The sequence below is a fragment of the Pseudomonas sp. TE4620 genome (assembly GCF_056279045.1).
Window position 1 is genome coordinate 4886956 of the sequence record NZ_JBWBQO010000001.1, and the last position, 22182, is coordinate 4909137.

The window sequence follows — 22182 nt, forward strand, 5'->3', positions numbered from 1 at the left end:
TCAGCTCCGTGGATCCGGGCGAGTTCCCAGGCCCATGGCCTGGCGGGCGAACCAGCGCTTGGCCGGAGGCAGCAGGTCGAGGCCGAGCAGGCCCAGGTTGCGGCCGGTAGCGACCAAGGGTTGGGCGCTGCCGAACAATCGGGTGACGCGGTCGGAGAAGCCCACGGTCAGGTCCTGGTCCAGGCGCTGACGCTCACGGTAGGCCTGCAGGGTGGCGAAATCACCCGGCACTCCAGGGCTGGCCAGCAAGCCGTCGGCCAGCGACTGCACATCGCGCAGTGACAGGTTGAAGCCCTGCCCGGCAATCGGGTGCAGGCTGTGCGCAGCGTTGCCAAGGACTACCAGATGCGGGCGCACCTGCTCCTGGGCCTCGACCAGCGACAACGGATACAAGTGCCGGGCGCCGACCTGGCGCAGCGCACCGAGGCGGTAGCCAAACACGTCCTGCAGCTCGCTGAGGAAGCTGCGTTCGTCCAGCTCGGCCAGGCGCTTGGCGTCCATACCGGCGCGGGTCCAGACCAGCGCGCAGCGGTTCTCCGGCAATGGCAGCAAGGCCATCGGCCCTTCGTCGGTAAAGCGCTCGAAAGCCTGGCCGCAGTGGGCTTCGCTCGGGGTGATATTGGCGATCAGGGCGCTCTGGTTGTACGGCCGCTGGCTGACATGAATACCCAGTTGCTCGCGCAGGCCGGAGCGGCCGCCATCGGCCAGTACCGCCAGGTCGCATTCAAGCGTGGTGTCGTCGTTGAGCGACAGCCGGTAACCGTCTTCCAGCGGCTGCAGGGCGGTGACCTCCGCCGGGCAGCGCCAGCTCACCACCTCAGCGTCCAGGCCCTGCCACAGGCACTGGCCAAGCCAGGCGTTCTCGACCACGTAGCCGAGCGCCGGTACCCCTTCTTCCAGGGCGTCCAGGCGGGTGGCGCCAAAACGGCCACGGTCGGAGACCTGGATCTGACGGATCGGCTCGGCGCGGCGGCTGATCTGTTGCCACAGGCCAAGACGCTCGTAGATTTGCCGGGTACCGAAAGACAACGCCGAAGAGCGGGCGTCATAGCTCGGCTGGAAACTGTCACCCGGGGCGAACGGTTCGATCAGCAGGATCTTCCAGCCACGCGCCTTGGCGCCGACTTGCAGGGCCAGGGCCAGGCTGGCGCCGACCAGGCCGCCGCCAATGATCGCGAGGTTGACCCGGCTCATGCTGCGGCACTGCGCGCAGCAGCCATCAAGGCTTCGATTTCGGCAACCGTCTTGGGTACGCCGGAGGTCAGGATTTCACAGCCCTGCTTGGTTACCACTACGTCATCCTCGATTCGCACACCGATGCCACGCCATTTTTTCGCGACACTCTGGTTATCGGCACCAATGTAAATGCCAGGTTCAACAGTCAGGGACATGCCCGGCTCGAGCACTCGCCACTGGCCGCCGACCTTGTACTCGCCGACATCATGCACATCCATGCCCAGCCAGTGCCCGGCGCGGTGCATGTAGAAAGCCCGATAGGCTTCGCTTTCAATCAGTTCGTGCACCTGGCCCTTGAGCAGGCCCAGTTCCACCAGGCCTTCGGTAATCACTTGCACCGTGGCCTCATGGGCGTGATTCCAGTGCTTGCCCGGGGCGATGACCGCAAAGGCCGCTTCCTGGGCCTTGAGCACCAGCTCGTAGATGGCCTTCTGCTCCGGCGAAAAACGCCCGCTGACCGGGAAAGTGCGGGTGATGTCGCTGGCGTAGCAGTCAATCTCGCAACCGGCGTCGATCAGCACCAAGTCGCCGTCCTTGAGCAGCGCGTCGTTCTCCTGGTAATGCAGGATGCAGCTGTTGCGCCCAGCGGCGACGATCGAGCCGTAGGCCGGCATCTTCGCCCCGCCCTTGCGGAACTCGTAGTCGAGCTCGGCTTCCAGGCTGTATTCGCGCAGACCGGCGCGGCAGGCCTGCATGGCCCGCACGTGGGCACGGGCGGAAATCGCCGCGGCCTCGCGCATCACTTTCACTTCCGCCGCCGATTTATACAGGCGCATGTCGTGCAGCAGATGATCCAGGGCAACGAATTCGTTCGGCGGCTGCGCACCCAGCCGCGCTTTGGAGCGGATGACGTTGATCCACTCCATCAAGTGGCGGTCGAACTCGGCGTTGCTGCCCATGGCCGAATACACCCGGTCGCGACCTTCGATCAGGCCGGGGAGGATGTCGTCGATATCGGTGATGGGGAAAGCATCATCGGCGCCAAAATCGCGGATCGCCCCTTCCTGGCCAGCGCGCAGGCCGTCCCAGAGCTCGCGCTCGGGATTGCGCTCGCGGCAGAACAATACGTACTCGCCGTGCTCGCGGCCGGGGATCAGGGCGATCACCGCCTCGGGCTCGGGGAAGCCGCTGAGGTACTGGAAGTCGCTGTCCTGGCGGTACACGTGCTCGACGTCGCGGTTGCGGATGGCAACCGCGGCGGCGGGCAGGATGGCGATGCTGTTGGGTTCCATCTGCGCCATCAGCGCCTTGCGTCGACGGGCGTATTCCGACTTGGGGATGTGGCTCATGGGCAGTGGCAGTCCGTGGTTAATCAGTGCAACGAAGGTTTGGCCGCAGGCTCGACCGGCTGCTTCAGCTCGGTGTAGAGCAGCAGCGGGGCGACGCGCAGGTATTCCATGACTTCCATATAGTCGTTTTCGCCGTCTTCGGACTCTTCCAGGGCGTCCTGGACCTGAGAGATCGCGACCAGGTCCTGCAGCACTTCCTTGGCCTCGGTGCTCAGGTCCTTGCCACCGGCATTCAAACCGAAACCGGCAATGAAGCCCTGGCACCATTGACCCAGGGCGGTGGCACGCTCGGTCAGCGGCTCATCATCACCCGGCAGCAACAGCACCACGGTGATATCGTCGCTGGTCAGTTCGCCCTTGACCATTTCTTGCAGGCCGATCAAGGCGTTACGAACGTTGTCTGCCGGTTCGCTTTCCAGCAGGCCGGCGGCGTCTGCCAACCATGCCTCGGCATCGAAGCCGGCACCGGCGCAGCTGCGCCCGAGTAACAGCCCGTGCAGTTCGGCAGGGGAAACAGGATGCCCGTTGCTGCTGAGCAAGGTGGCGAAGGCGGTGTACGGCGAATTGATATTGGGCATGGGCAACTAGGCGCCAGACGGCGCAATGACTAGAATGAAGACCTTGTATCCTAGCACCGGCAGGCGCGCCAAGACCATCGACGCGGCCAACTCCGGGCCGGCCAGGGCATAAACCGGGCAACCACCCGCACGACCGAATCGAGTGGCAACCAATGCAAGAGAACGATCTGCAAGCGCTGATGGGCCGATTCGAACTGCTGATTGAGCGGGTCGAGCAACTAAAACGGCAAAACGCACTCTTATTAGCTCAGGAAAAATCCTGGCGCGAAGAGCGCGCCCACCTCATCGAAAAAAATGAAATCGCCCGGCGTAAGGTCGAATCGATGATTTTGCGACTCAAGGCCCTGGAGCAAGACTCATGAGCTCAAGCAATAGCGTCACTGTTCAGATTCTCGACAAAGAATATTCGATCATCTGTCCGCCGGAAGAACGCAGCAACCTGGTCAGCGCCGCGCGCTACCTGGACGGCAAGATGCGCGAAATCCGCAGCAGCGGCAAAGTCATCGGTGCCGACCGCATCGCCGTGATGGCTGCGCTGAACATTACCCACGACCTGCTGCATAACCAGGAACGCCCGCAAGCGACCGGCACTGGGGTCAACCGTGAACAGGTGCGCGACCTGCTTGAACGCGTCGATCAGGCATTGGCCGACGATCAAGATTCAAATAAGAGTTGAGTATCGGTATACTGGCGCCACTCCCTGGAGTGCTTGCCAGTCGGTCATGTCCCTGAGCCGATACGCACAACCACGGGGGTTGCACGTGGGGCCGGTGTGCATGTCCGCTTGACGGAAAGCCTTAACGCCTCCTGCAATCTCCACCTTGAACTTTCGGGTTCAAGGGCTACACCGACAGCGGTTCGTCGGGGAGCCTGAATTCTTTGCCCGCCCTTCTGCGCGGGCAATCGAGCTGTCACCCGGCGGGTGGCAGCCCTCTCTGGGACCGCCCGTGCCATGACCGACACCGCGCCGCTGACCCGCCCGCAACTTCGCCGCCTGCTTCGCGATGCCCGCCGTGCCCTGACGCCGGCCGAACAACGCCAGGCAGCCCGTGGCCTGTACCGTCAGCTGGCACAGCATCCGTTGTTTCGCCGGGCCCGGCACATCGCCCTGTACCTGCCCAATGATTGCGAGATCGACCCGCGCCTGCTGATGCGTGAAGCCCAGCGCCGTGGCAAACGCACCTACCTGCCGGTACTGCACGCCTGGCCAAAAACCAAGATGGTGTTCCAGCGCATCGAAGCCGGCGAGAAGCTGCGGCGCAACCGCTTTCGCATCCCCGAGCCGCACATCAGCCTGGCCCGGCAACGACCGATCTGGGCGCTGGACCTGATCCTGCTACCGCTGGTGGGTTTTGATGAAGTGGGTGGCCGGCTGGGCATGGGCGGCGGTTTCTATGACCGCAGCCTGGCCTATCAGGCCCGCCGCAAGGCCTGGAAAAAACCCTTGCTGCTGGGCCTGGCGCATGAATGCCAGAAGGTCGAACGACTGGCGCAAGCCAGCTGGGATGTGCCGCTGCAGGGGACGGTCTCGGACCGTGGCTGGTACCTGGCTATCAACGTTGTTGCGGATTGACCGGCATTTCGTAAGGGGCGTCGAGTTTGCGTTCCCAAAGGCTTTGCGCATAACCGGTAGTGACAACACCCAAACCGAACAGAAACACCAGAATCCAGAGCAAATCCGGTTTGCGATTCATCGATTGCCCCCCTCAGGCAAACTGATCACGTTGTCAGCAACGTTTTTGTTGTTGCAGCAGCGTCAAGCTTAAAATGCGCGCATTCTCCGACAACCTGAGGCGACACGCAAACGTTGACGCCAACCGACCGTCGGTTTCCTGAAACAGGTTATTTCAAACATTGTCTGGAGCACCACCCATGGCCTACTGGCTGATGAAATCCGAGCCCGACGAACTCTCGATCAAGGACCTCGCGCGGCTGGGCGAAGCGCGCTGGGATGGCGTGCGCAACTACCAGGCGCGCAATTTCTTGCGGGCCATGGCAGTCGGTGAGCAGTTCTTCTTCTACCACTCCAGTTGCCCGGAGCCGGGCATTGCCGGCATTGCCCGCATCAGTGCCGCAGCCTATCCCGACCCCACTGCACTCGACCCGCAAAGCCACTACTTCGACGCCAAGGCCAACGACGCCAAGAACCCCTGGAGCGCTGTCGATGTCGCCCATGTCGAAACCTTCGGCAGGGTCCTGCAACTGGGCTACCTCAAGCAGCAAACCGCCCTTGCCGAACTGGCGCTGGTACAGAAGGGCAGCCGCCTTTCAGTGATGCCGGTGACCGCCGAACAGTGGGCAGCGGTACTCGCACTGCGTTAAACAGGGTAGGATGGCCGCTCATTTGACGAACATCAACGCACCAGGACCGGTGCGGCGTCACAATTTGACGTTAATGCAGCAAGGATTGCCCAACCATGTCGATGAGCCAACACGCCCCGAAATTCTTCGCCGGTGCCTTGATCGCCCTGCTCCTGGCCGCGGGTGGCCTGGGCTACTGGAAGTCCCTGCATGACCGCCTGCCCGAAGGCCTGAGCATGGGCAACGGCAGGCTCGAAGCCACCGAAGTGCAGATCGCCAGCAAGATCCCCGGGCGCCTGGCCGAGGTGCTGGTCGACGAAGGCGATACCGTCAAGCAGGGCCAGTTGCTCGCCCGCATCGACACCCGCACCCTCGAAGCCCAGCGCAACCAGGCCGAAGCCGAAGTGCTACGGGCCCGGGAAAACTACTCCGCCGCCCAGGCCACGGTGCAATTGCGCCAGAGCGAACAACTGCTGGCCAGCCAGGAGCTCAAGCGCGTCCGCGAGATCTTCCAGCGCAAATATGCCAGCCAGCAGCTGCTCGACCAGCAGCAGGCCCGCTACGACACCAGCAACTCCGCCGTGGTCGCCGCCCGCGCGCAACTGGCGGCAATCAAGGCCGCCATCGGCGCCGCTGAAGCCCAGGTGGCACAGCTGACCAGCGAAATCGACGACAGCAGCCTGCGCGCGCCAATCAACGGCGTGATCCAGCTGCGCCTGGCCGAGCCAGGTGAAGTGCTCGGTGCCGGCGGCCGCGTGCTGATGCTGATCGACCCCAGCGACCAGTACATGAACCTTTACCTGCCCGCCTCCACGACCGGCCGCCTGACCGTCGGCGACCAGGCGCGCATCGTGCTCGACGCCCTGCCCGACCGGGCCTTGCCGGCGAAGATCGCCTTCGTCGCGGCCAAGGCGCAGTTCACCCCCAAGCAGGTGGAAACCCGTGACGAGCGCCAGAAGCTGGTGTTCCGGGTCAAGCTGCGCCTGACCGAACCAAGCGCCGTGCCCCAGGCCAAACCCGGCATGCCGGGCGCAGGCTATGTGCGCACCGCTGATGTGGACTGGCCGGCCAACCTGCAATGAGCGCGCTGGCGCTGCACGCCGAGGGCATCAACCACCGCTACGGCGGGCTGAACGCCCTGCAGGACATTGCCTTCAGCCTGCCGGCCGGCACCCGCTGCGGCCTGATCGGCCCGGACGGCGCCGGCAAGTCGAGCCTGCTCGGGCTGATCGCCGGGGTGAAGAAGCTGCAAAGCGGCGAACTGCAGGTGCTTGGCGGCTCGATCCGCCAGCGCCGCCATCGCAACAGCCTCTACCCGCGTATCGCCTTCATGCCCCAGGGGTTGGGCGGCAACCTTTACCCCGAGCTGTCGATCAGCGAGAACATCCGCTTCTTCGCCACCCTGTTCGGCCTTGGCGCCACGGAGTGCGAGCAGCGCATGCACAACCTGCTGCTGGCCACCGACCTGCTGCGCTTTGCCGAACGCCCGGCGGGCAAGTTGTCGGGCGGCATGAAGCAGAAGCTCGGCCTGTGCTGTGCGCTGATCCACGAACCGGACCTGCTGATCCTCGACGAACCCACCACTGGCGTCGACCCGCTGTCGCGCCGGCGCTTCTGGGAGCTGGTCGAGCAGGTGCGCCAGGAACGCCCGCAACTGACCCTGCTGGTCGCCACGGCCTACATGGAAGAGGCCGAACAGTTCGAACACTGTCTGATGCTCGATCGTGGCCGGCTGATTGCCGCAGGCTTGAGCGAAGAGCTGGCCGCAGCCACCGCCAGCCACAAGCTCGATGACGCCTTTACCCACTTTCAGGGCGACAGCCAGCGCAGCCAGCAGCCCCTGGTGATCCCGCCGCGCGATAGCGGCGATGCCGAGATCGCTATCGAAGCCCATGAACTGACCTTGCGCTTTGGTGACTTCACCGCCGTGAACAAGGTCAGTTTCGCCATCGGCCGTGGCGAGATCTTCGGTTTTCTCGGCTCCAACGGCTGCGGCAAGACCACCACCATGAAGGTGCTCACCGGGCTGATGCCGGCCAGCGAGGGCAGCGCCACCCTGCTCGGTCGCCCGGTGAACGCCAAGGACCTGGCCACGCGCAAGCGCGTTGGCTTCATGTCCCAAAGCTTCTCGCTGTATGGCGAACTCAGCGTGCGGCAGAACCTTGAACTGCATGCGCGGCTGTTCGACCTGCCCAAGGCCGACAGCGGCCCGCGCATCGCCGAGCTGATCGAGCGTTTCGATCTGGGCGCCATCGCCGACCAGCAGTCCGGCGCCCTGCCCCTGGGTTTGCGCCAGCGCCTGTCGCTGGCAGTGGCGGTACTGCACCGTCCGGAAGTGCTGATCCTCGACGAGCCCACCTCAGGTGTGGACCCGGCAGCGCGCGACGACTTCTGGCGCCTGCTGATCGAGCTGTCGCGCGATCAGGGGGTGACGATCTTCCTCTCTACTCATTTCATGAACGAGGCCCTGCGCTGCGACCGGATCTCCCTGATGCATGCCGGCAAGGTCCTGGCCTGCGACACCCCGGCGGCGCTGCAGCAGCAGTTCGGCGGTGAAACCCTGGAAGATGCCTTCGTCACCTGCCTGGAACAGGCCCAGGGCGCCAGCGAAGCGCCAACGGCCCCAACCCAGTTCGACAGCCCGGCCAATACAGCAACGCAACCCCTGCGCCATGGCTTCAGCCTCAAGCGCCTGGTCGCCGTCGCCACCCGCGAAGGCAAGGAACTGCTGCGCGACAAAGTGCGCCTGGCGTTCGCCCTGCTTGGCGCGCTGTTCATGATGGTGATCTTCGGCTACGGCATCTCCCTGGACGTGGAAAACCTCGCTTTCGCCGTTTATGACCAGGACCAGAGCCCGCAAAGCCGCGCTTATCTTGAAGCCTTCCGCGGCTCGCGCTACTTCGCCGAACAGACGCCGATTCGCGATGCCGCACAGTTACACAAACGCCTGCAGCGCTCGGAAATCAAGCTGGCCCTGGAGATTCCACCAGGTTTTGGTCGCGATCTGCACGCCGGTCGCCAGCCGGTGGTAGCAGCCTGGCTGGACGGCGGCATGCCATTTCGCGCCGAGACCAGCCGTAACTATGTCGAAGCCGTGCACCAGGGCAATCTCGAACAACTGGCGGCGCTGAGCAGCAAGGCCCGGGCCGGGCAAACTCCAGTGCGCCTGGAAACCCGCTTTCGCTACAACCAGGACGTGGTCAGCGTCAACGCCATCGGCCCCGGGGTCATGGCGCTGATCCTGGCGTTCATTCCGGCAATGCTCACCGCACTGGGCATCGTGCGCGAAAAAGAGCTGGGCTCGATCACCAACTTCTATGCCACGCCCCTGACCCGCCTGGAGTTCCTGCTCGGCAAACAGGCGCCCTACCTGGCGGTAAGCCTGGTCAACCTGGCGCTGCTGGTAGCAATGAACCGCTGGCTGTTCGGCGTGCCGTTCAAGGGCAGCGCCCTGGCCCTGGCCTGCGGCGGCGTGCTCTACCTGCTGGCGACCACCAGCCTGGGCCTGCTGATCTCGGCGTTCACCCGCACGCAGATCGCCGCGATCCTCGGCACCATGATCATCACCAGCCTGCCGACCATCCAGTTCTCCGGGCTGATCGTGCCGCGTTCCTCGCTCGATGGCGCGGCGGCCTTGATGGGCCAGTTGTTCCCGGCCGGTTACTTTCTCGATATCGCCGTCGGCACCTTTACCAAAGCCCTGGACCTGCGCGAACTCTGGCCCCAGTGCCTGGCGCTGCTGGGCTTCTTTGTCGGTTTCACTGGCCTGAGTCTGGCCATGCTGAAGAAGCAGGAGGTCTGATGCATCGTCTGGCACATACCCTGCGCCTGGGGCTCAAGGAGCTGACCAGCCTGCGCCACGACAGCGTGCTGCTGTTGTTCCTGCTGTACGCCTTCAGCGTGGCGATCTACATGCCGGCCGCAGGCTCGGTGATCGGCGTGCACAACGCCAGCGTGGCGATCATCGACGAAGACCACAGCCTGGTCTCGCGCAAGCTCGCCGAGGCCCTGCAACCACCGGAATTCCAGCACGCCGTGCCGCTGCCCTACGACCAGCTCGACCAGGCCATGGATAGCGGCCGCTACACCTTCGTGATCAACGTACCGGTGAACTTCCAGACCGACCTGCTGGCCGGGCGCTCGCCCGAGCTGCAAGTCAACGTCGACGCCACGGCCATGAGCCAGGCGTTCATGGGCGCCGGTTACATCGGCAGGATCGTCGAGCGCGAGCTGCTCGACTATGCCAAGCAGGGCTCGGCTACCGCCGGCAGCCCGGCGCTGCTCAGTGCCCGGGCGTTGTTCAACCCCAACCTTGAGGGCGGCTGGTTTCTGGCGGTGATCCAGATCGTCAACAACATCACCATCCTGGCCATCATCCTCACCGGCACGGCACTGCTGCGCGAGCGCGAGCACGGCACCCTCGACCACCTGCTGGTGCTGCCGCTGACCGCGCTGGAAATCATGCTGGCGAAGATCGCCAGCAACGCCCTGGTGGTGGTGCTGTGCACCTGGGTATCGCTTGAGGTGATCGTCAAGGGCGCGCTGGGGGTACCGCTGGCGGGATCGTTGGGGTTGTTCCTGGCGGTGACGGCGCTGTACCTGTTCGCCAGCACCGCATTGGGGATCTTCCTCGCCACCCTGGCGCGCTCGACCCCGCAGTTCGGCCTGCTGGCGATTCCGGTGATCATCCCGATGCTGTTGCTGTCGGGCGGCAGCACGCCGCTGGACAGCATGCCGCAATGGCTGCAGTGGGTCATGCAGGGCTCGCCCTCGACCCACTTCGTCAGCCTCAGCGCGGCAATCCTGTTCCGTGACGCCGGGCTGGCAGTGGTCTGGCCAGACATCGCGGCGCTCGCCGCCATTGGCCTGGCCTTCTTCGCTATTGCCCTGGCGCGTTTTCGCCGCAGCCTGACCTCGTGATTACTGGACGATCAGGTTGTTGAACAGCAGGTCGTCGACGGTCGGCTTGCCTTCTTCGGATTCGAGCACCTGCTGGACCTGCTTCAGAGCTTCCTGACGCAGTTTTTCCTTGGCCTCGACGTTACTCATGGCCTCCAGGTTCTGCTGGGTGAACAGCGCCACCAGCTGGTTGCGGATCAGCGGCTCATGATGCTTTACCGCTGCGGCGGCGGCATCGCTGTTGACCCGCAGGGCCACGTCGGCCTTGTACACGCGCAGCTTCGGCCCGCCATCAAGGGCGTAGTTGCCCACAAAAGGCGGGCTCAGGGAAATGTAGGAGACCTTCGGTTCCCCTTCCTTGGCTTCCTCGGCCATGGCCGCCATCGGCAGCATCAGCGCCAGTACCATCAAGATCCACGCTTTCACGAATTCGCTCCTCATACAGTTGGCGCCAGCATACCCAGCGCACCGGTCAAACCCAAGCCCGGGCTTATGCCGGCCTATCAGGGCGGGCCATGCTCGTTGACCCGGCACCTCGCCCACCTACACTTATCGGCCACTACGCGCAAAGGAATAGTCCCGATGAAAGCAGTGTTGTGCAAAGCCCTTGGCCCGGCGCAAAACCTGGTCCTGGAAGAAGTCGCCAGCCCCGTGCCGAAAAAGAACGAGATCCTCCTCGACGTGCAGGCCGCCGGGGTCAACTTTCCCGACACCCTGATCATCGAAGGCAAGTACCAGTTCCAGCCGCCGCTGCCGTTCTCCCCTGGGGGCGAAGCCGCCGGCGTGGTCAGCGCCGTGGGTGAAAAAGCCGGCAACCTGAAGATCGGCGACCGGGTCATGGCCCTGACCGGCTGGGGCAGCTTTGCCGAACAGGTGGCGGTGCCGGCCTACAACGTATTGCCGATCCCGGCGCAGATGGACTTCACCACGGCGGCGGCCTTCGGCATGACCTACGGCACCTCGATGCATGCGCTCAGCCAGCGCGGCCAGCTCAAGGCCGGGGAAACCCTGCTGGTGCTGGGCGCCTCGGGCGGGGTTGGCCTGGCGGCGGTGGAAATCGGCAAGGCCATGGGCGCGCGGGTGATTGCCGCCGCCAGCAGCGCCGAGAAACTTGCCGTAGCCAAGGCGGCAGGCGCCGACGAGCTGATCAACTACAGCGAAACCAGCCTCAAGGACGAAATCAAGCGCCTGACCGGCGGCAACGGCGCCGATGTGATCTACGACCCGGTTGGCGGCGATCTGTTTGACCAGGCGGTGCGCGGCATTGCCTGGAATGGCCGGCTGCTGGTGGTCGGTTTTGCCAGCGGGCGCATCCCCGAGCTGCCAGTCAACCTGGCGCTACTCAAAGGTGCAGCGGTGCTCGGGGTGTTCTGGGGCGCCTTTGCCCAGCGCCAGCCGGCCGACAATGCGGCGAACTTCCAGCAGCTGTTTGCCTGGTTCGCCGAAGGCAAGCTCAAGCCGCTGGTATCGCAGACCTTCCCGCTGGCTGAAGCAGGTGCAGCCATCGAGATGCTGGGCCAGCGCAAGGCGGTGGGCAAGCTGGTGGTGACCATGGCCTGAACAGCTGAGCCCGCTCCTACCTGGAATGGCAGCGCCGAAAACGCGCCTCCAGGTTGCGATCGGGCATGGCATGGCTGCGCAAGGCATTGAGGGTCTGCTCGACATAATCGCGAGTGCTGCCGTAACGGCCCTTGGCATTGGCAAATATCTGGCTGAGCAAGGTGTCCGGCAGGTTGCCGGCATAGCATGGCAAATGCCGCTCCAGCACAAACCCCAGGGCCTGGACCTTGCTGCCGTCCTCAAGCCGGCAATTGAGCCAGTGCGGGCGGTACGCAGGGTAAGGCATTTCTCGTTGCCACAAGGCCAGCAACGAATCTTCCAGGCAGTCGTCCGGCAGGCGGTAGGCAAAACCGCTGCATGAACCACCACGATCAAGACCGAATACCAGCCCGGGGCATTCCGGCGTGCCGCGGTGCTCGTGGGACCACAAATACAGCCCGCGATGATAGCCGTGCACCCGTGCCCGTCGCCGTTCGGCGGCATTGCACTCCGGGCGCCAGATCAATGAGCCGTAGGCAAACAACCATACCGGGCCACCCTGGTGCCGGGACATGGTGTGTTGAACTGAATGCACAAGTTGCTCGCGAGTTAACTGTTCGCCGAAATCAAGCAACGGCGGATAGGCCACATTCAAAGATACCGTTTCGATCGCCGACATAGCTGCCGCCACACTTCCCCATGAATTACCAACGCATTGCACTATAAAGCAACGCACTGTGCACAGAGTTACCGTACGGCAGATAAGCGCCGCAATACAAGCCCCCAGACGCCATGAGACGGCGATAAAGGCCGCACCGGTGCGATAACAGGTGCACTGTTTCAAGTGTAGCGAAAGTTATTTTCGTTGCCGGCAATAATTAGTGGCTTATAACCGCTGGCGGCACCGGCAGTTATTTAAACCGGCACGCTGTTGCAGCGTGCCTTATTCCGTCAATCAATTGCGCGGGGCATAAGCGAATACATCGGCGCGCATTTGATGCGCGTCCATGCCGGCGTCGACCAGTGCGTCGAGGGTGGCGTAGATCATGTTTGGCGAACCGCTGGCGTACACATGCACGCCGGCCAGGTCACTGATGTCTTCGCATACCGCCTCGTGCAACAGGCCGCAGCGCCCTTCCCAGCCGCACAGGTCGCTGACCACCTTGTGCAGGAACAGGTTGGGCAGACTCTCCCACTCGGCCCAGTGCTCGATCTGGTAGAAGTCGTCCGGCAGGCGCACGCCCCAGTACAGGTGCACCGGGTGCTTGAAGCCGCTGGCCCGGCAATGTTCGATCAGGCTGTGCATCTGCGCCATGCCGGTGCCGGCCGCGATCAGCACCAGCGGGCCGTCCGGCAATTCGGCCAGGTGGGTGTCACCAAAGGGCATCTGCAGCCGCGCCATGCCGTTGCGCCGCAACTGAGCGATCAGCTCCAGGGCACTGTTCTCGCGGGCCAGTACATGCAGCTCGAGGTCGCGGCCACTGTGCGGCGCCGAGGCCAGCGAGAAGGCAGCCTTGTCGCCGCTGTCTCGCTCGATCATCAGGTACTGGCCAGCATGGTAGCGCGGTGGCTTGCCGGCAGGCGCCCGCAGGCGCACGCGCCAGACGTCGCCGCCGACTTCGACACACTCGCTGAGCTGACAGGCCAGGGTCCGTACCGGCAGCTCGCCCAGGGCCAGCACGCCATCCCACAACAAGACGCAATCCTCCAGTGGCTCGGCGATGCAGGTGAACAGCTCGCCGTGATCACGCTCGACGCCATCCTGACGCACCCGGCCCTCGACCAGCAGCGCGGCGCAGACATGGCAGTTGCCATTGCGACAGCTTTGCGGGCAGTCGTAGCCCAGGCGTCGCGCCGCATCCAGAATCCTTTCTCCGGGCTTGAGCGCCAACACGGCCCCGGACGGCTGCAAGGTTACCTGCATTTAGTCTATTCCCAACTGGTTCCACAGCTCATCGATCCGCCGGGTGACGGCTTCGTCCTTGACGATGACCCGTCCCCACTCGCGGGTGGTTTCACCCGGCCACTTGTGCGTCGCATCCAGGCCCATCTTCGACCCCAAACCGGACACCGGCGAAGCGAAGTCCAGGTAGTCAATCGGGGTGTTGTCGATCATTACCGTGTCGCGCTTGGGGTCCATGCGCGTGGTAATCGCCCAGATCACGTCGTTCCAGTCCCGCGCGTTGATATCGTCGTCCGTGACGATAACGAACTTGGTGTACATGAACTGTCGCAAAAACGACCAGACACCCAGCATCACGCGCTTGGCGTGTCCTGGGTACTGCTTTTTCATGGTCACCACCGCCATGCGGTACGAGCAGCCTTCCGGCGGCAGGTAGAAGTCGGTGATTTCCGGGAACTGCTTTTGCAGGATCGGCACGAATACTTCGTTCAGCGCCACGCCGAGAATCGCCGGCTCATCCGGCGGACGGCCGGTGTAGGTGCTGTGATAGATCGGCTTGCTGCGGTGAGTGATGCGCTCGACGGTGAACACCGGGAAGCTGTCGACTTCGTTGTAGTAGCCGGTGTGGTCGCCGTACGGGCCTTCCGGGGCCATTTCACCCGGATGGATCACGCCTTCGAGAATGATTTCGGCGGTGGCTGGCACCTGCAGGTCGTTGCCACGGCACTTGACCAGCTCGGTACGGTTGCCGCGCAACAGGCCGGCGAAGGCGTACTCGGAGAGGGTATCGGGCACCGGGGTCACGGCGCCAAGGATGGTCGCCGGGTCGGCGCCCAGGGCCACCGCCACCGGGAACGGCTGACCCGGGTGCTTCTCGCACCATTCGCGATAGTCCAGGGCGCCGCCGCGATGGCTCAACCAGCGCATGATGACCTTGTTGCGGCCAATCACCTGTTGACGGTAGATGCCGAGGTTCTGGCGGTCCTTGTTCGGCCCGCGGGTCACTGTCAGGCCCCAGGTGATCAGCGGCGCAACGTCGCCCGGCCAGCAGTGCTGCACCGGCAGCAGGCCGAGGTCGACATCATCGCCTTCGATGACCACTTCGTGGCATGCCGCGTCCTTGACCACCTTCGGCGCCATGGACACGACCTTCTTGAAGATCGGCAGCTTCGACCAGGCGTCCTTGAGGCCTTTCGGCGGCTCGGGCTCTTTGAGAAAGGCCAGCAGCTTGCCGATTTCACGCAGCTCGCTGACCGACTCGGCGCCCATCCCCATGGCCACCCGCTCCGGGGTGCCAAACAGGTTGCCCAGCACCGGGATGTCGAAGCCGGTAGGTTTTTCGAACAGCAGGGCCGGGCCTTTGGCGCGCAGGGTGCGGTCGCAGACTTCGGTCATTTCCAGGACTGGAGAGATCGGCACCTGGATGCGCTTGAGTTCGCCGCGCTGTTCCAGGCCACGGATAAAGTCGCGCAAATCGCGATACTGCATGCAAAAGCCTCGTATTGGCTGCCGTAGCGGTCGGGCTGCAGAGTGTAGCGCCGAACTCGGCTGCTCAGAATAGCCAAAGTACAGATAGCAAAAAGCCGGGTCGCCCCGGCTCTTGCCCAGCGCAACAGTTTACTTGCGCTTCATCGACAAGAAGAACTCGTCGTTGGTCTTGGTCTGCTTGAGTTTGTCGATCAGGAACTCGATGGCAGCCACTTCATCCATCGGGTGCAGCAGCTTGCGCAGGATCCACATGCGCTGCAGCTCGTCGTCGGCGGTCAGCAGCTCTTCGCGACGGGTACCCGAACGGTTGATGTTGATGGCCGGGAAGACGCGCTTCTCGGCGATCTTGCGGTCCAGGGGCAGCTCCATGTTACCGGTACCCTTGAACTCTTCGTAGATCACTTCGTCCATCTTCGAGCCGGTTTCAACCAGCGCGGTGGCGATGATGGTCAGCGAGCCGCCCTCTTCGATGTTACGCGCGGCGCCGAAGAAACGCTTCGGCTTCTCCAGGGCGTGGGCATCGACACCACCGGTGAGGACCTTGCCGGAGCTCGGGATCACGGTGTTGTAGGCACGGGCCAGACGGGTGATGGAGTCGAGCAGGATGACCACGTCTTTCTTGTGTTCAACCAGGCGCTTGGCCTTCTCGATAACCATTTCGGCAACCTGCACGTGGCGGGTTGGCGGCTCGTCGAAGGTCGAGGCAACCACTTCGCCGCGCACGGTGCGCTGCATTTCGGTTACTTCTTCCGGGCGCTCGTCGATCAGCAGGACGATCAGGTGGCACTCGGGGTTGTTACGGGTGATGTTGGCCGCGATGTTCTGCAGCATGATGGTCTTGCCCGCTTTTGGCGGAGCGACGATCAGGCCGCGCTGGCCTTTGCCGATCGGGGCGCAGAGGTCGATAACCCGGCCGGTGAGGTCTTCGGTGGAGCCGTTGCCGGCTTCCATCTTCAGGCGCTCGTTAGGGAACAGCGGCGTCAGGTTTTCGAACAGGATCTTGTTCTTCGCGTTTTCCGGCCGGTCGAAGTTGATGGTGTCGACTTTCAGCAGGGCGAAGTAACGCTCGCCTTCTTTTGGCGGGCGGATCTTGCCGACGATGGTGTCGCCGGTACGCAAGTTGAAGCGACGGATCTGGCTTGGCGACACGTAGATGTCGTCCGGGCCGGCCAGGTACGAGGCATCGGCCGAGCGCAGGAAGCCGAAGCCGTCCTGGAGAATCTCCAGCACGCCGTCACCGGAGATTTCCTCGCCGCTTTTCGCATGCTTTTTCAACAGGGAGAAAATCACATCTTGCTTGCGCGAACGGGCCATATTTTCTATGCCCATCTGTTCGGCCATTTCGAGCAGATCGGTAATCGGCTTTTGCTTGAGTTCAGTCAGGTTCATAAGGGGAGTGACGTAATCATGTAAGAAGGGGGAATTAAGCTTCTGGCTTAATGAAGCCGCGCCGCAAAGAAGGCGACAGGATCGCGTACTGATTCGAATTAGGGATGCGTCGGCGACGGCGTGCAGAGGGCACCGAAGAAACAGTGCGAGGCCGAATGTAACACCTGCTTTTTCTGGCGTCTAGTCACCAGATAAAGAAAAGCCCCGACGAATGCGGGGCTAATTTCACTCAGATATTGGCGTCCAGGAAGGCTGCCAGCTGAGATTTCGACAGCGCGCCGACCTTGGTGGCCTCGACGTTGCCGTTCTTGAACAGCATCAGCGTCGGGATGCCACGCACGCCGTGCTTGGCCGGGGTTTCCTGGTTGTCGTCGATGTTCAGCTTGGCGACGGTCAGTTTGCCCTGGTAGGTAGCGGCGATGTCGTCCAGAACCGGAGCGATCATTTTGCAAGGGCCGCACCATTCAGCCCAGTAGTCGACCAGCACCGGGCCTTCAGCCTTCAGGACTTCGGCTTCGAAGGTGGCGTCGGTGACGTGTTTGATAAGATCGCTGCTCATGGAAGTCTCCAAGGTCGTAAGCAAAAAAACGTGGCCCATCATAGCTGCACCGGCTGCCTACAGGAAGCCAGGAACGATTGAGTGTAACTATAGTTGTGCATGACCGCGCATATCGCTGCTGTCACGGGAAAGTCATAATTCCCGCACAACCTGCCCCATATCAAGCCTTGATACGCTGCGCGTTGGCGCCAGCGCCGGATCGTGGCAGGATTGCCGGGTTATCGACCGAGAACCCATGACCATGCCGCAAACCACAGCCAAGAATCTGTCCTTGATCGCTGCCATAGACCTGGGCTCCAACAGTTTCCACATGGTGGTCGCCAAGGCCCACCATAGCGAGATCCGCATCCTTGAGCGGCTCGGCGAAAAAGTTCAGCTGGCCGCCGGCATCAACGAAGAGCGCCAGCTCAGCGAAGAGTCCATGCAACGCGGCCTGGACTGCCTCAAGCGGTTTGCCCAACTGATCAACGGCATGCCCGATGGCGCCGTGCGCATCGTTGGCACCAACGCCCTGCGCGAAGCCCGCAACCGCGGCGAATTCATCCGCCGCGCCGAAGCCATTCTCGGCCACCCGGTGGAAGTCATCTCCGGTCGTGAAGAAGCGCGCCTGATCTACCTCGGCGTGTCCCACACGCTGGCCGACACGCCAGGCAAGCGCCTGGTCGCTGATATCGGCGGCGGCAGTACCGAATTCATCATTGGCCAGCGCTTTGAACCGCTACTGCGCGAAAGCCTGCAGATGGGCTGCGTCAGCTATACCCAGCGTTATTTCCGCGACGGCAAGATCACCCCGGCGCGCTATGCCCAGGCCTACACCGCCGCACGCCTGGAGCTGATGAGCATCGAGAACGCCCTGCATCGCCTGACCTGGGACGAAGCCATCGGCTCCTCGGGGACCATCCGCGCCATCGGCCTGGCGCTCAAATCCGGCGGCATGGGCAGCGGCGAGGTCAATGCCGAAGGCCTGGCCTGGCTCAAGCGCAAGCTGTTCAAGCTGGGGGAAACCGACAAGATCGATTTTGACGGGGTCAAACCCGACCGCCGGGCGATCTTCCCGGCGGGCCTGGCGATTCTCGAAGCGATTTTCGACGCCCTTGAGCTACAGCGCATGGACCACTGCGACGGCGCCCTGCGTGAAGGCGTGCTGTACGACCTGCTCGGCCGCCACCACCACGAAGACGTGCGCGAGCGCACCCTGACCTCGCTGATGGAGCGTTATCACGTTGACCAGGGCCAGGCGGCACGGGTCGAGCGCAAGGCGCTGCACGCCTTCGACCAGGTGGCCAAAGCCTGGGACCTGGAAGACGGCATCTGGCGTGAACTGCTAGGCTGGGCAGCCAAGGTGCATGAAGTGGGCCTGGACATCGCCCACTACCATTACCACAAGCACGGCGCCTACCTGATCGAGCACTCCGACCTGGCCGGCTTTTCCCGGGAAGACCAGCTGATGCTGGCGCTATTGGTGCGCGGCCATCGCCGCAACATTCCCAAGGATAAGTTCGCCGAATTCGGCGAGGACGCCGCCAAGCTGATTCGCCTGTGCGTACTGTTGCGCTTCGCGATCCTGTTCCATCACATCCGCGGCACCCAGCAGATGCCCACGGTCACCCTGCACGCCAAGGGCGACAGCCTGGACGTCGAGTTCCCGGCCGGCTGGCTGGAAGAAAACCAGCTGACCCAGGCCGACTTCGGCCTGGAGGCAGAATGGCTGGCCCGGGTCGGCTTCGTCCTCAGCGTACGATAAGCACCGGGTTGCTCAGGCGCTCGAGCAGAGCGGCCTGGGCACTGCGCGGGTTCTGGTTGCCGGTTGGCGTGCTGCGTACGTAACGGCCATCCGGTTGCAGGATCCAGGCGTGGGTGTTGTCGGTCAGATACCCTTCGAGTTCCTTTTTCACCCGCAGGATCAGTTTCTTGCCCTCGACCGGGAAGCAGGTCTCGACGCGCTTGTCGAGGTTGCGCTCCATCCAGTCGGCGCTGGAGAGGAACATCTGCTCTTCGCCGCCATTGAGGAAGTAGAACACCCGCGTGTGCTCGAGGAAGCGGCCGATGATCGAGCGCACCTGAATGTTGTGCGACACCCCGGCAATACCCGGACGCAGGCAGCACATGCCGCGCACCACCAGGTCGATACGCACCCCTGACTGGCTGGCCTTGTACAGCGCGCGGATGATCTTCGGATCGGTCAGCGAGTTGAACTTGGCGATGATGTGCGCAGGCTTGCCGTCGAGGGCGAACTGGGTTTCGCGCGCGATCATGTCGAGCATGCCCTTTTTCAGGGTGAACGGCGCGTGCAGCAGCTTCTTCATGCGCAGGGTCTTGCCCATGCCGATCAGCTGGCTGAACAGCTTGCCGACGTCTTCGCACAGGGCGTCGTCGGAGGTCAGCAGGCTGTAGTCGGTGTACAGGCGGGCGTTGCCGGCGTGGTAGTTACCGGTACCCAGGTGCGCATAGCGGACGATCTCGCCGGCTTCGCGGCGCAGGATCAGCATCATCTTGGCGTGGGTCTTGAAGCCCACCACACCGTAGATCACCACCGCACCGGCGGCCTGCAGGCGGCTGGCCATCTGCAGGTTGGACTCTTCGTCGAAACGCGCACGCAGCTCGATCACCGCAGTGACTTCCTTGCCGTTACGCGCGGCGTCGACCAGCGCGTCGACGATCTCCGAGTTGGCACCGCTGCGGTACAGGGTCTGGCGCACAGCCAGTACATGCGGATCCTTGGCGGCTTGGCGCAGCAGGTCGACTACCGGGGTGAACGACTCGAAGGGGTGCATCAGCAGGATGTCCTGCTTGCTGACCACGCTGAAAATGTTCTCGCTGTTCTGCAACAGCTTGGGGATTGCCGGGGTAAACGGCGTGTATTGCAGCTCCGGATGGCTGTCCAGGCTGGTGATGCTGAACAGCCGGGTCAGGTTGACCGGGCCGTTGACCTGGTACAGCTCGCTCTCGCTCAGGCTGAACTGTTTGAGCAGGTAGTCGGAGAGGTGTTTGGGGCAAGTGTCGGCCACTTCCAGGCGCACCGCATCACCGTAACGACGCGAGAACAGCTCGCCGCGCAGGGCCCGGGCCAGGTCTTCGACATCTTCGGAGTCCAGCGCCAGGTCGGCGTTGCGGGTCAGGCGGAACTGGTAGCAGCCCTTGACCTTCATGCCCTGGAACAGGTCATCGGCGTGAGCGTGGATCATCGACGACAGGAACACATAGTTGTCGCCAGGCCCACCGACCTCTTCCGGCACCTTGATCACCCGCGGCAGCAAACGCGGCGCCGGGATGATCGCCAGGCCCGAATCGCGGCCGAAGGCGTCGATGCCTTCAAGCTCGACGATGAAGTTCAGGCTCTTGTTCACCAACAACGGGAACGGGTGAGTCGGATCGAGGCCGATCGGGGTGATGATCGGCGCGATTTCGTCGCGGAAGAAGCGCCGCACCCAGGTCTTGAGCTTGGTGTTCCAGTGGCGGCGGCGAATGAAGCGGATCTGGTGCTTTTCCAGCTCCGGCAGCAGCACGTCGTTGAGGATCGCGTACTGGCGATCGACCTCGCCGTGCACCAGCTCGCTGATCCGCGCCAGCGCCTGGTGCGGCTGCAAGCCGTCGGCGCCGGCCTGTTCACGGGCAAAGGTGATCTGCTTCTTCAGGCCCGCCACACGAATTTCGAAGAACTCATCCAGGTTGCTGGAGAAGATCAGCAAGAACTTCAGTCGCTCCAGCAGCGGATAGGACTCATCCAGCGCCTGCTCAAGCACGCGGATGTTGAACTGCAGCTGGGACAATTCGCGGTGAATGTACAGGCTGCTGTCGTCCAGACCGGGAATGACGATGGCAGGCGCAGCCACTGGCGCCGGCGCCGGGGCCTCGACCACCGGCTCGGCAACCGCAGGCGGCTCCGGCGGGGTCTCGACCAGTTGCTCGGGCACGGGCTGGGCGTCTTTGACTGCAACGTCGGTAAGTACTTCGTTATTCATCTAGCGTTCCTGAAGGGCGTTACTGCCCTCTCATCAATTGAGCAGCGCGAACAGCGAAATAGGTGAGGATGCCATCGGCGCCCGCCCGTTTGAAAGCGGTGAGGGATTCAAGGATAACCCCTTCACTGAGCCAGCCGTTCTGAATCGCCGCCATGTGCATGGCGTACTCGCCGCTGACCTGGTAAACGAAGGTCGGCACTTTGAATTCGTCTTTGACCCGGTGAAGGATATCCAGGTACGGCATGCCCGGTTTGACCATGACCATATCGGCGCCTTCCGACAGGTCGGCGGCCACTTCGTGCAGGGCCTCATTACTGTTGGCCGGGTCCATCTGGTAGGAGGCCTTGTTGGCCTTGCCCAGGTTCAGCGCCGAGCCGACCGCATCGCGGAACGGACCGTAGTAGGCACTGGCATACTTGGCCGAGTAGGCCATGATGCGGACGTTGACGTGACCGGCCAGCTCCAGCGCTTCACGGATGGACTGGATGCGCCCGTCCATCATGTCCGATGGCGCGACCACCTGGGCACCGGCATCGGCGTGGGACAGCGCCTGGCGCACCAGGGCGTCGACGGTGATGTCGTTCTGAACGTAGCCTTCTTCGTCGAGGATACCGTCCTGGCCGTGGGTGGTGAACGGGTCCAGGGCAACGTCGGTGATCACCCCAAGTTCCGGGAAGCGCTCACGCAGGGCGCGGGTGGCGCGCTGGGCGATGCCGTCGGGGTTCCAGGCTTCAGCGCCGTCGAGGGATTTTTTCTCTACCGGGGTGACCGGGAACAGCGCCAGGGCTGGAATCCCGAGGTTTACCCACTCTTGCGCAGCTTCCAGCAACAGGTCGATGGACAGACGCTCGACGCCCGGCATCGAAGCGACTTCTTCGCGGCGGTTTTCGCCATCGAGGACAAACACCGGGAGGATCAGGTCATCGACAGTCAGAACATTTTCGCGAACCAGACGACGGCTGAAGTCGTCACGACGGTTGCGACGCAGACGGGTGGCAGGAAACAAACGGTTAGCGGGGGTAAAGCTCACGGCAGACTC

General features: G+C 63.2%; 21 protein-coding genes and 1 other RNA gene. 10 read left to right on the plus strand and 12 right to left on the minus strand.

Features of this window, described 5'->3' with window-relative positions:
• The 3 genes from ubiH to ACZ9A3_RS22725 are packed head-to-tail and all read right to left on the minus strand — an operon-like array spanning position 1 to position 3103.
• Positions 1-1194, minus strand: coding sequence for a 2-octaprenyl-6-methoxyphenyl hydroxylase (gene ubiH / locus ACZ9A3_RS22715; RefSeq protein ID WP_476253144.1), 1194 nt, complete (start codon positions 1192-1194; stop codon positions 1-3).
• The gene (gene pepP, locus ACZ9A3_RS22720; RefSeq protein ID WP_093378235.1) at positions 1191-2525 is read right to left on the minus strand and encodes a Xaa-Pro aminopeptidase; all 1335 of its coding nucleotides are present in this window, start codon (positions 2523-2525) and stop codon (positions 1191-1193) included. The genes ubiH and pepP overlap by 4 nt, the downstream gene beginning before the upstream one ends.
• Before the next feature lie 23 nt (positions 2526-2548).
• Positions 2549-3103, minus strand: coding sequence for a YecA/YgfB family protein (locus ACZ9A3_RS22725; protein ID WP_093378230.1), 555 nt, complete (start codon positions 3101-3103; stop codon positions 2549-2551).
• A gap of 152 nt (positions 3104-3255) precedes the next feature.
• Between ACZ9A3_RS22725 and ACZ9A3_RS22730 the strand changes: the two genes are divergently transcribed.
• The 4 genes from ACZ9A3_RS22730 (at position 3256) to ACZ9A3_RS22745 (ending at position 4676) form a co-directional block, all read left to right on the plus strand.
• Complete coding sequence (locus ACZ9A3_RS22730; protein WP_010221172.1) at positions 3256-3465, plus strand: TIGR02449 family protein; 210 nt, start codon at positions 3256-3258, stop codon at positions 3463-3465.
• Positions 3462-3779 carry a cell division protein ZapA gene (locus ACZ9A3_RS22735; protein WP_476253145.1) on the plus strand — a complete coding sequence of 106 codons (318 nt, stop codon included), beginning with the start codon at positions 3462-3464 and terminating at the stop codon, positions 3777-3779. Before ACZ9A3_RS22730 ends, ACZ9A3_RS22735 begins: the two co-directional genes overlap by 4 nt.
• Before the next feature lie 18 nt (positions 3780-3797).
• A non-coding RNA gene (gene ssrS / locus ACZ9A3_RS22740) (6S RNA) lies at positions 3798-3975 on the plus strand.
• A gap of 80 nt (positions 3976-4055) precedes the next feature.
• Complete coding sequence (locus tag ACZ9A3_RS22745; protein ID WP_093378227.1) at positions 4056-4676, plus strand: 5-formyltetrahydrofolate cyclo-ligase; 621 nt, start codon at positions 4056-4058, stop codon at positions 4674-4676.
• Here the strand turns inward: ACZ9A3_RS22745 and ACZ9A3_RS22750 are convergent.
• Positions 4657-4797, minus strand: a complete 141-nt coding sequence (locus ACZ9A3_RS22750; RefSeq protein ID WP_165392175.1) for a hypothetical protein — start codon at positions 4795-4797, stop codon at positions 4657-4659. The two genes, ACZ9A3_RS22745 and ACZ9A3_RS22750, sit on opposite strands and share 20 nt — an antisense overlap.
• 178 nt (positions 4798-4975) lie before the next feature.
• Here ACZ9A3_RS22750 and ACZ9A3_RS22755 point away from each other — a divergent pair, with 178 nt between their 5' ends.
• The 4 genes from ACZ9A3_RS22755 (at position 4976) to ACZ9A3_RS22770 (ending at position 10324) form a co-directional block, all read left to right on the plus strand.
• Complete coding sequence (locus tag ACZ9A3_RS22755) at positions 4976-5425, plus strand: EVE domain-containing protein (protein WP_213602914.1); 450 nt, start codon at positions 4976-4978, stop codon at positions 5423-5425.
• Between the two features lie 101 nt (positions 5426-5526).
• On the plus strand, positions 5527-6486 hold the full coding sequence (locus ACZ9A3_RS22760; RefSeq protein WP_195885934.1) for an HlyD family secretion protein: 960 nt from the start codon (positions 5527-5529) through the stop codon (positions 6484-6486).
• Positions 6483-9206, plus strand: coding sequence for a ribosome-associated ATPase/putative transporter RbbA (gene rbbA / locus ACZ9A3_RS22765; RefSeq protein ID WP_093378219.1), 2724 nt, complete (start codon positions 6483-6485; stop codon positions 9204-9206). Before ACZ9A3_RS22760 ends, rbbA begins: the two co-directional genes overlap by 4 nt.
• Positions 9206-10324 carry an ABC transporter permease gene (locus ACZ9A3_RS22770; protein ID WP_123566896.1) on the plus strand — a complete coding sequence of 373 codons (1119 nt, stop codon included), beginning with the start codon at positions 9206-9208 and terminating at the stop codon, positions 10322-10324. The genes rbbA and ACZ9A3_RS22770 overlap by 1 nt, the downstream gene beginning before the upstream one ends.
• Here the strand turns inward: ACZ9A3_RS22770 and ACZ9A3_RS22775 are convergent, their stop codons facing one another.
• Positions 10325-10729, minus strand: coding sequence for a flagellar basal body-associated protein FliL (locus tag ACZ9A3_RS22775; RefSeq protein WP_045201057.1), 405 nt, complete (start codon positions 10727-10729; stop codon positions 10325-10327).
• Positions 10730-10885: 156 nt separating this feature from the next.
• Between ACZ9A3_RS22775 and ACZ9A3_RS22780 the strand changes: the two genes are divergently transcribed.
• The gene (locus ACZ9A3_RS22780) at positions 10886-11863 is read left to right on the plus strand and encodes an NADPH:quinone oxidoreductase family protein (protein ID WP_045201054.1); all 978 of its coding nucleotides are present in this window, start codon (positions 10886-10888) and stop codon (positions 11861-11863) included.
• A 16-nt stretch (positions 11864-11879) separates the two neighbouring features.
• Here the strand turns inward: ACZ9A3_RS22780 and ACZ9A3_RS22785 are convergent, their stop codons facing one another.
• The 5 genes from ACZ9A3_RS22785 to trxA form a co-directional block, all read right to left on the minus strand.
• Complete coding sequence (locus ACZ9A3_RS22785; RefSeq protein WP_045201052.1) at positions 11880-12521, minus strand: gamma-glutamylcyclotransferase; 642 nt, start codon at positions 12519-12521, stop codon at positions 11880-11882.
• A gap of 276 nt (positions 12522-12797) precedes the next feature.
• Positions 12798-13766, minus strand: a complete 969-nt coding sequence (locus ACZ9A3_RS22790; protein ID WP_045201050.1) for a CDP-6-deoxy-delta-3,4-glucoseen reductase — start codon at positions 13764-13766, stop codon at positions 12798-12800.
• Entirely contained in the window at positions 13767-15233 is a 1467-nt protein-coding gene (ubiD, locus tag ACZ9A3_RS22795; RefSeq protein WP_045201047.1) for a 4-hydroxy-3-polyprenylbenzoate decarboxylase, read from the minus strand.
• A gap of 129 nt (positions 15234-15362) precedes the next feature.
• On the minus strand, positions 15363-16622 hold the full coding sequence (gene rho, locus ACZ9A3_RS22800; protein ID WP_028942380.1) for a transcription termination factor Rho: 1260 nt from the start codon (positions 16620-16622) through the stop codon (positions 15363-15365).
• 229 nt (positions 16623-16851) lie between these two features.
• On the minus strand, positions 16852-17181 hold the full coding sequence (gene trxA, locus ACZ9A3_RS22805) for a thioredoxin TrxA (RefSeq protein ID WP_045201042.1): 330 nt from the start codon (positions 17179-17181) through the stop codon (positions 16852-16854).
• A 241-nt stretch (positions 17182-17422) separates the two neighbouring features.
• Between trxA and ppx the strand changes: the two genes are divergently transcribed.
• Positions 17423-18925: an exopolyphosphatase gene (gene ppx, locus ACZ9A3_RS22810; RefSeq protein ID WP_045201201.1), complete on the plus strand. Its 1503-nt coding sequence runs from the start codon at positions 17423-17425 to the stop codon at positions 18923-18925.
• Here ppx and ppk1 read toward each other — a convergent pair.
• Together ppk1 and hemB are read right to left on the minus strand one after the other, a co-directional pair.
• Entirely contained in the window at positions 18912-21143 is a 2232-nt protein-coding gene (gene ppk1 / locus ACZ9A3_RS22815) for a polyphosphate kinase 1 (RefSeq protein WP_093378207.1), read from the minus strand. The two genes, ppx and ppk1, sit on opposite strands and share 14 nt — an antisense overlap.
• Positions 21144-21162: 19 nt before the next feature.
• Positions 21163-22173 carry a porphobilinogen synthase gene (gene hemB / locus ACZ9A3_RS22820; protein ID WP_213602911.1) on the minus strand — a complete coding sequence of 337 codons (1011 nt, stop codon included), beginning with the start codon at positions 22171-22173 and terminating at the stop codon, positions 21163-21165.
• Between the last annotated feature and the right edge of the window lie 9 nt (positions 22174-22182).

What these genes read in the sequence shown, in the direction of transcription:
- ubiH (WP_476253144.1), bottom strand. Translation starts at nt 1,194, where the DNA reads ATGAGCCGGGTCAACCTCGCGATCATTGGCGGCGGCCTGGTCGGCGCC.
- pepP (WP_093378235.1), bottom strand. Translation starts at nt 2,525, where the DNA reads ATGAGCCACATCCCCAAGTCGGAATACGCCCGTCGACGCAAGGCGCTG.
- ACZ9A3_RS22725 (WP_093378230.1), bottom strand. Translation starts at nt 3,103, where the DNA reads ATGCCCAATATCAATTCGCCGTACACCGCCTTCGCCACCTTGCTCAGC.
- ACZ9A3_RS22730 (WP_010221172.1), top strand. Translation starts at nt 3,256, where the DNA reads ATGCAAGAGAACGATCTGCAAGCGCTGATGGGCCGATTCGAACTGCTG.
- ACZ9A3_RS22735 (WP_476253145.1), top strand. Translation starts at nt 3,462, where the DNA reads ATGAGCTCAAGCAATAGCGTCACTGTTCAGATTCTCGACAAAGAATAT.
- ACZ9A3_RS22745 (WP_093378227.1), top strand. Translation starts at nt 4,056, where the DNA reads ATGACCGACACCGCGCCGCTGACCCGCCCGCAACTTCGCCGCCTGCTT.
- ACZ9A3_RS22750 (WP_165392175.1), bottom strand. Translation starts at nt 4,797, where the DNA reads ATGAATCGCAAACCGGATTTGCTCTGGATTCTGGTGTTTCTGTTCGGT.
- ACZ9A3_RS22755 (WP_213602914.1), top strand. Translation starts at nt 4,976, where the DNA reads ATGGCCTACTGGCTGATGAAATCCGAGCCCGACGAACTCTCGATCAAG.
- ACZ9A3_RS22760 (WP_195885934.1), top strand. Translation starts at nt 5,527, where the DNA reads ATGAGCCAACACGCCCCGAAATTCTTCGCCGGTGCCTTGATCGCCCTG.
- rbbA (WP_093378219.1), top strand. Translation starts at nt 6,483, where the DNA reads ATGAGCGCGCTGGCGCTGCACGCCGAGGGCATCAACCACCGCTACGGC.
- ACZ9A3_RS22770 (WP_123566896.1), top strand. Translation starts at nt 9,206, where the DNA reads ATGCATCGTCTGGCACATACCCTGCGCCTGGGGCTCAAGGAGCTGACC.
- ACZ9A3_RS22780 (WP_045201054.1), top strand. Translation starts at nt 10,886, where the DNA reads ATGAAAGCAGTGTTGTGCAAAGCCCTTGGCCCGGCGCAAAACCTGGTC.
- ACZ9A3_RS22785 (WP_045201052.1), bottom strand. Translation starts at nt 12,521, where the DNA reads ATGTCGGCGATCGAAACGGTATCTTTGAATGTGGCCTATCCGCCGTTG.
- ACZ9A3_RS22790 (WP_045201050.1), bottom strand. Translation starts at nt 13,766, where the DNA reads ATGCAGGTAACCTTGCAGCCGTCCGGGGCCGTGTTGGCGCTCAAGCCC.
- ubiD (WP_045201047.1), bottom strand. Translation starts at nt 15,233, where the DNA reads ATGCAGTATCGCGATTTGCGCGACTTTATCCGTGGCCTGGAACAGCGC.
- rho (WP_028942380.1), bottom strand. Translation starts at nt 16,622, where the DNA reads ATGAACCTGACTGAACTCAAGCAAAAGCCGATTACCGATCTGCTCGAA.
- trxA (WP_045201042.1), bottom strand. Translation starts at nt 17,181, where the DNA reads ATGAGCAGCGATCTTATCAAACACGTCACCGACGCCACCTTCGAAGCC.
- ppx (WP_045201201.1), top strand. Translation starts at nt 17,423, where the DNA reads ATGCCGCAAACCACAGCCAAGAATCTGTCCTTGATCGCTGCCATAGAC.
- ppk1 (WP_093378207.1), bottom strand. Translation starts at nt 21,143, where the DNA reads ATGAATAACGAAGTACTTACCGACGTTGCAGTCAAAGACGCCCAGCCC.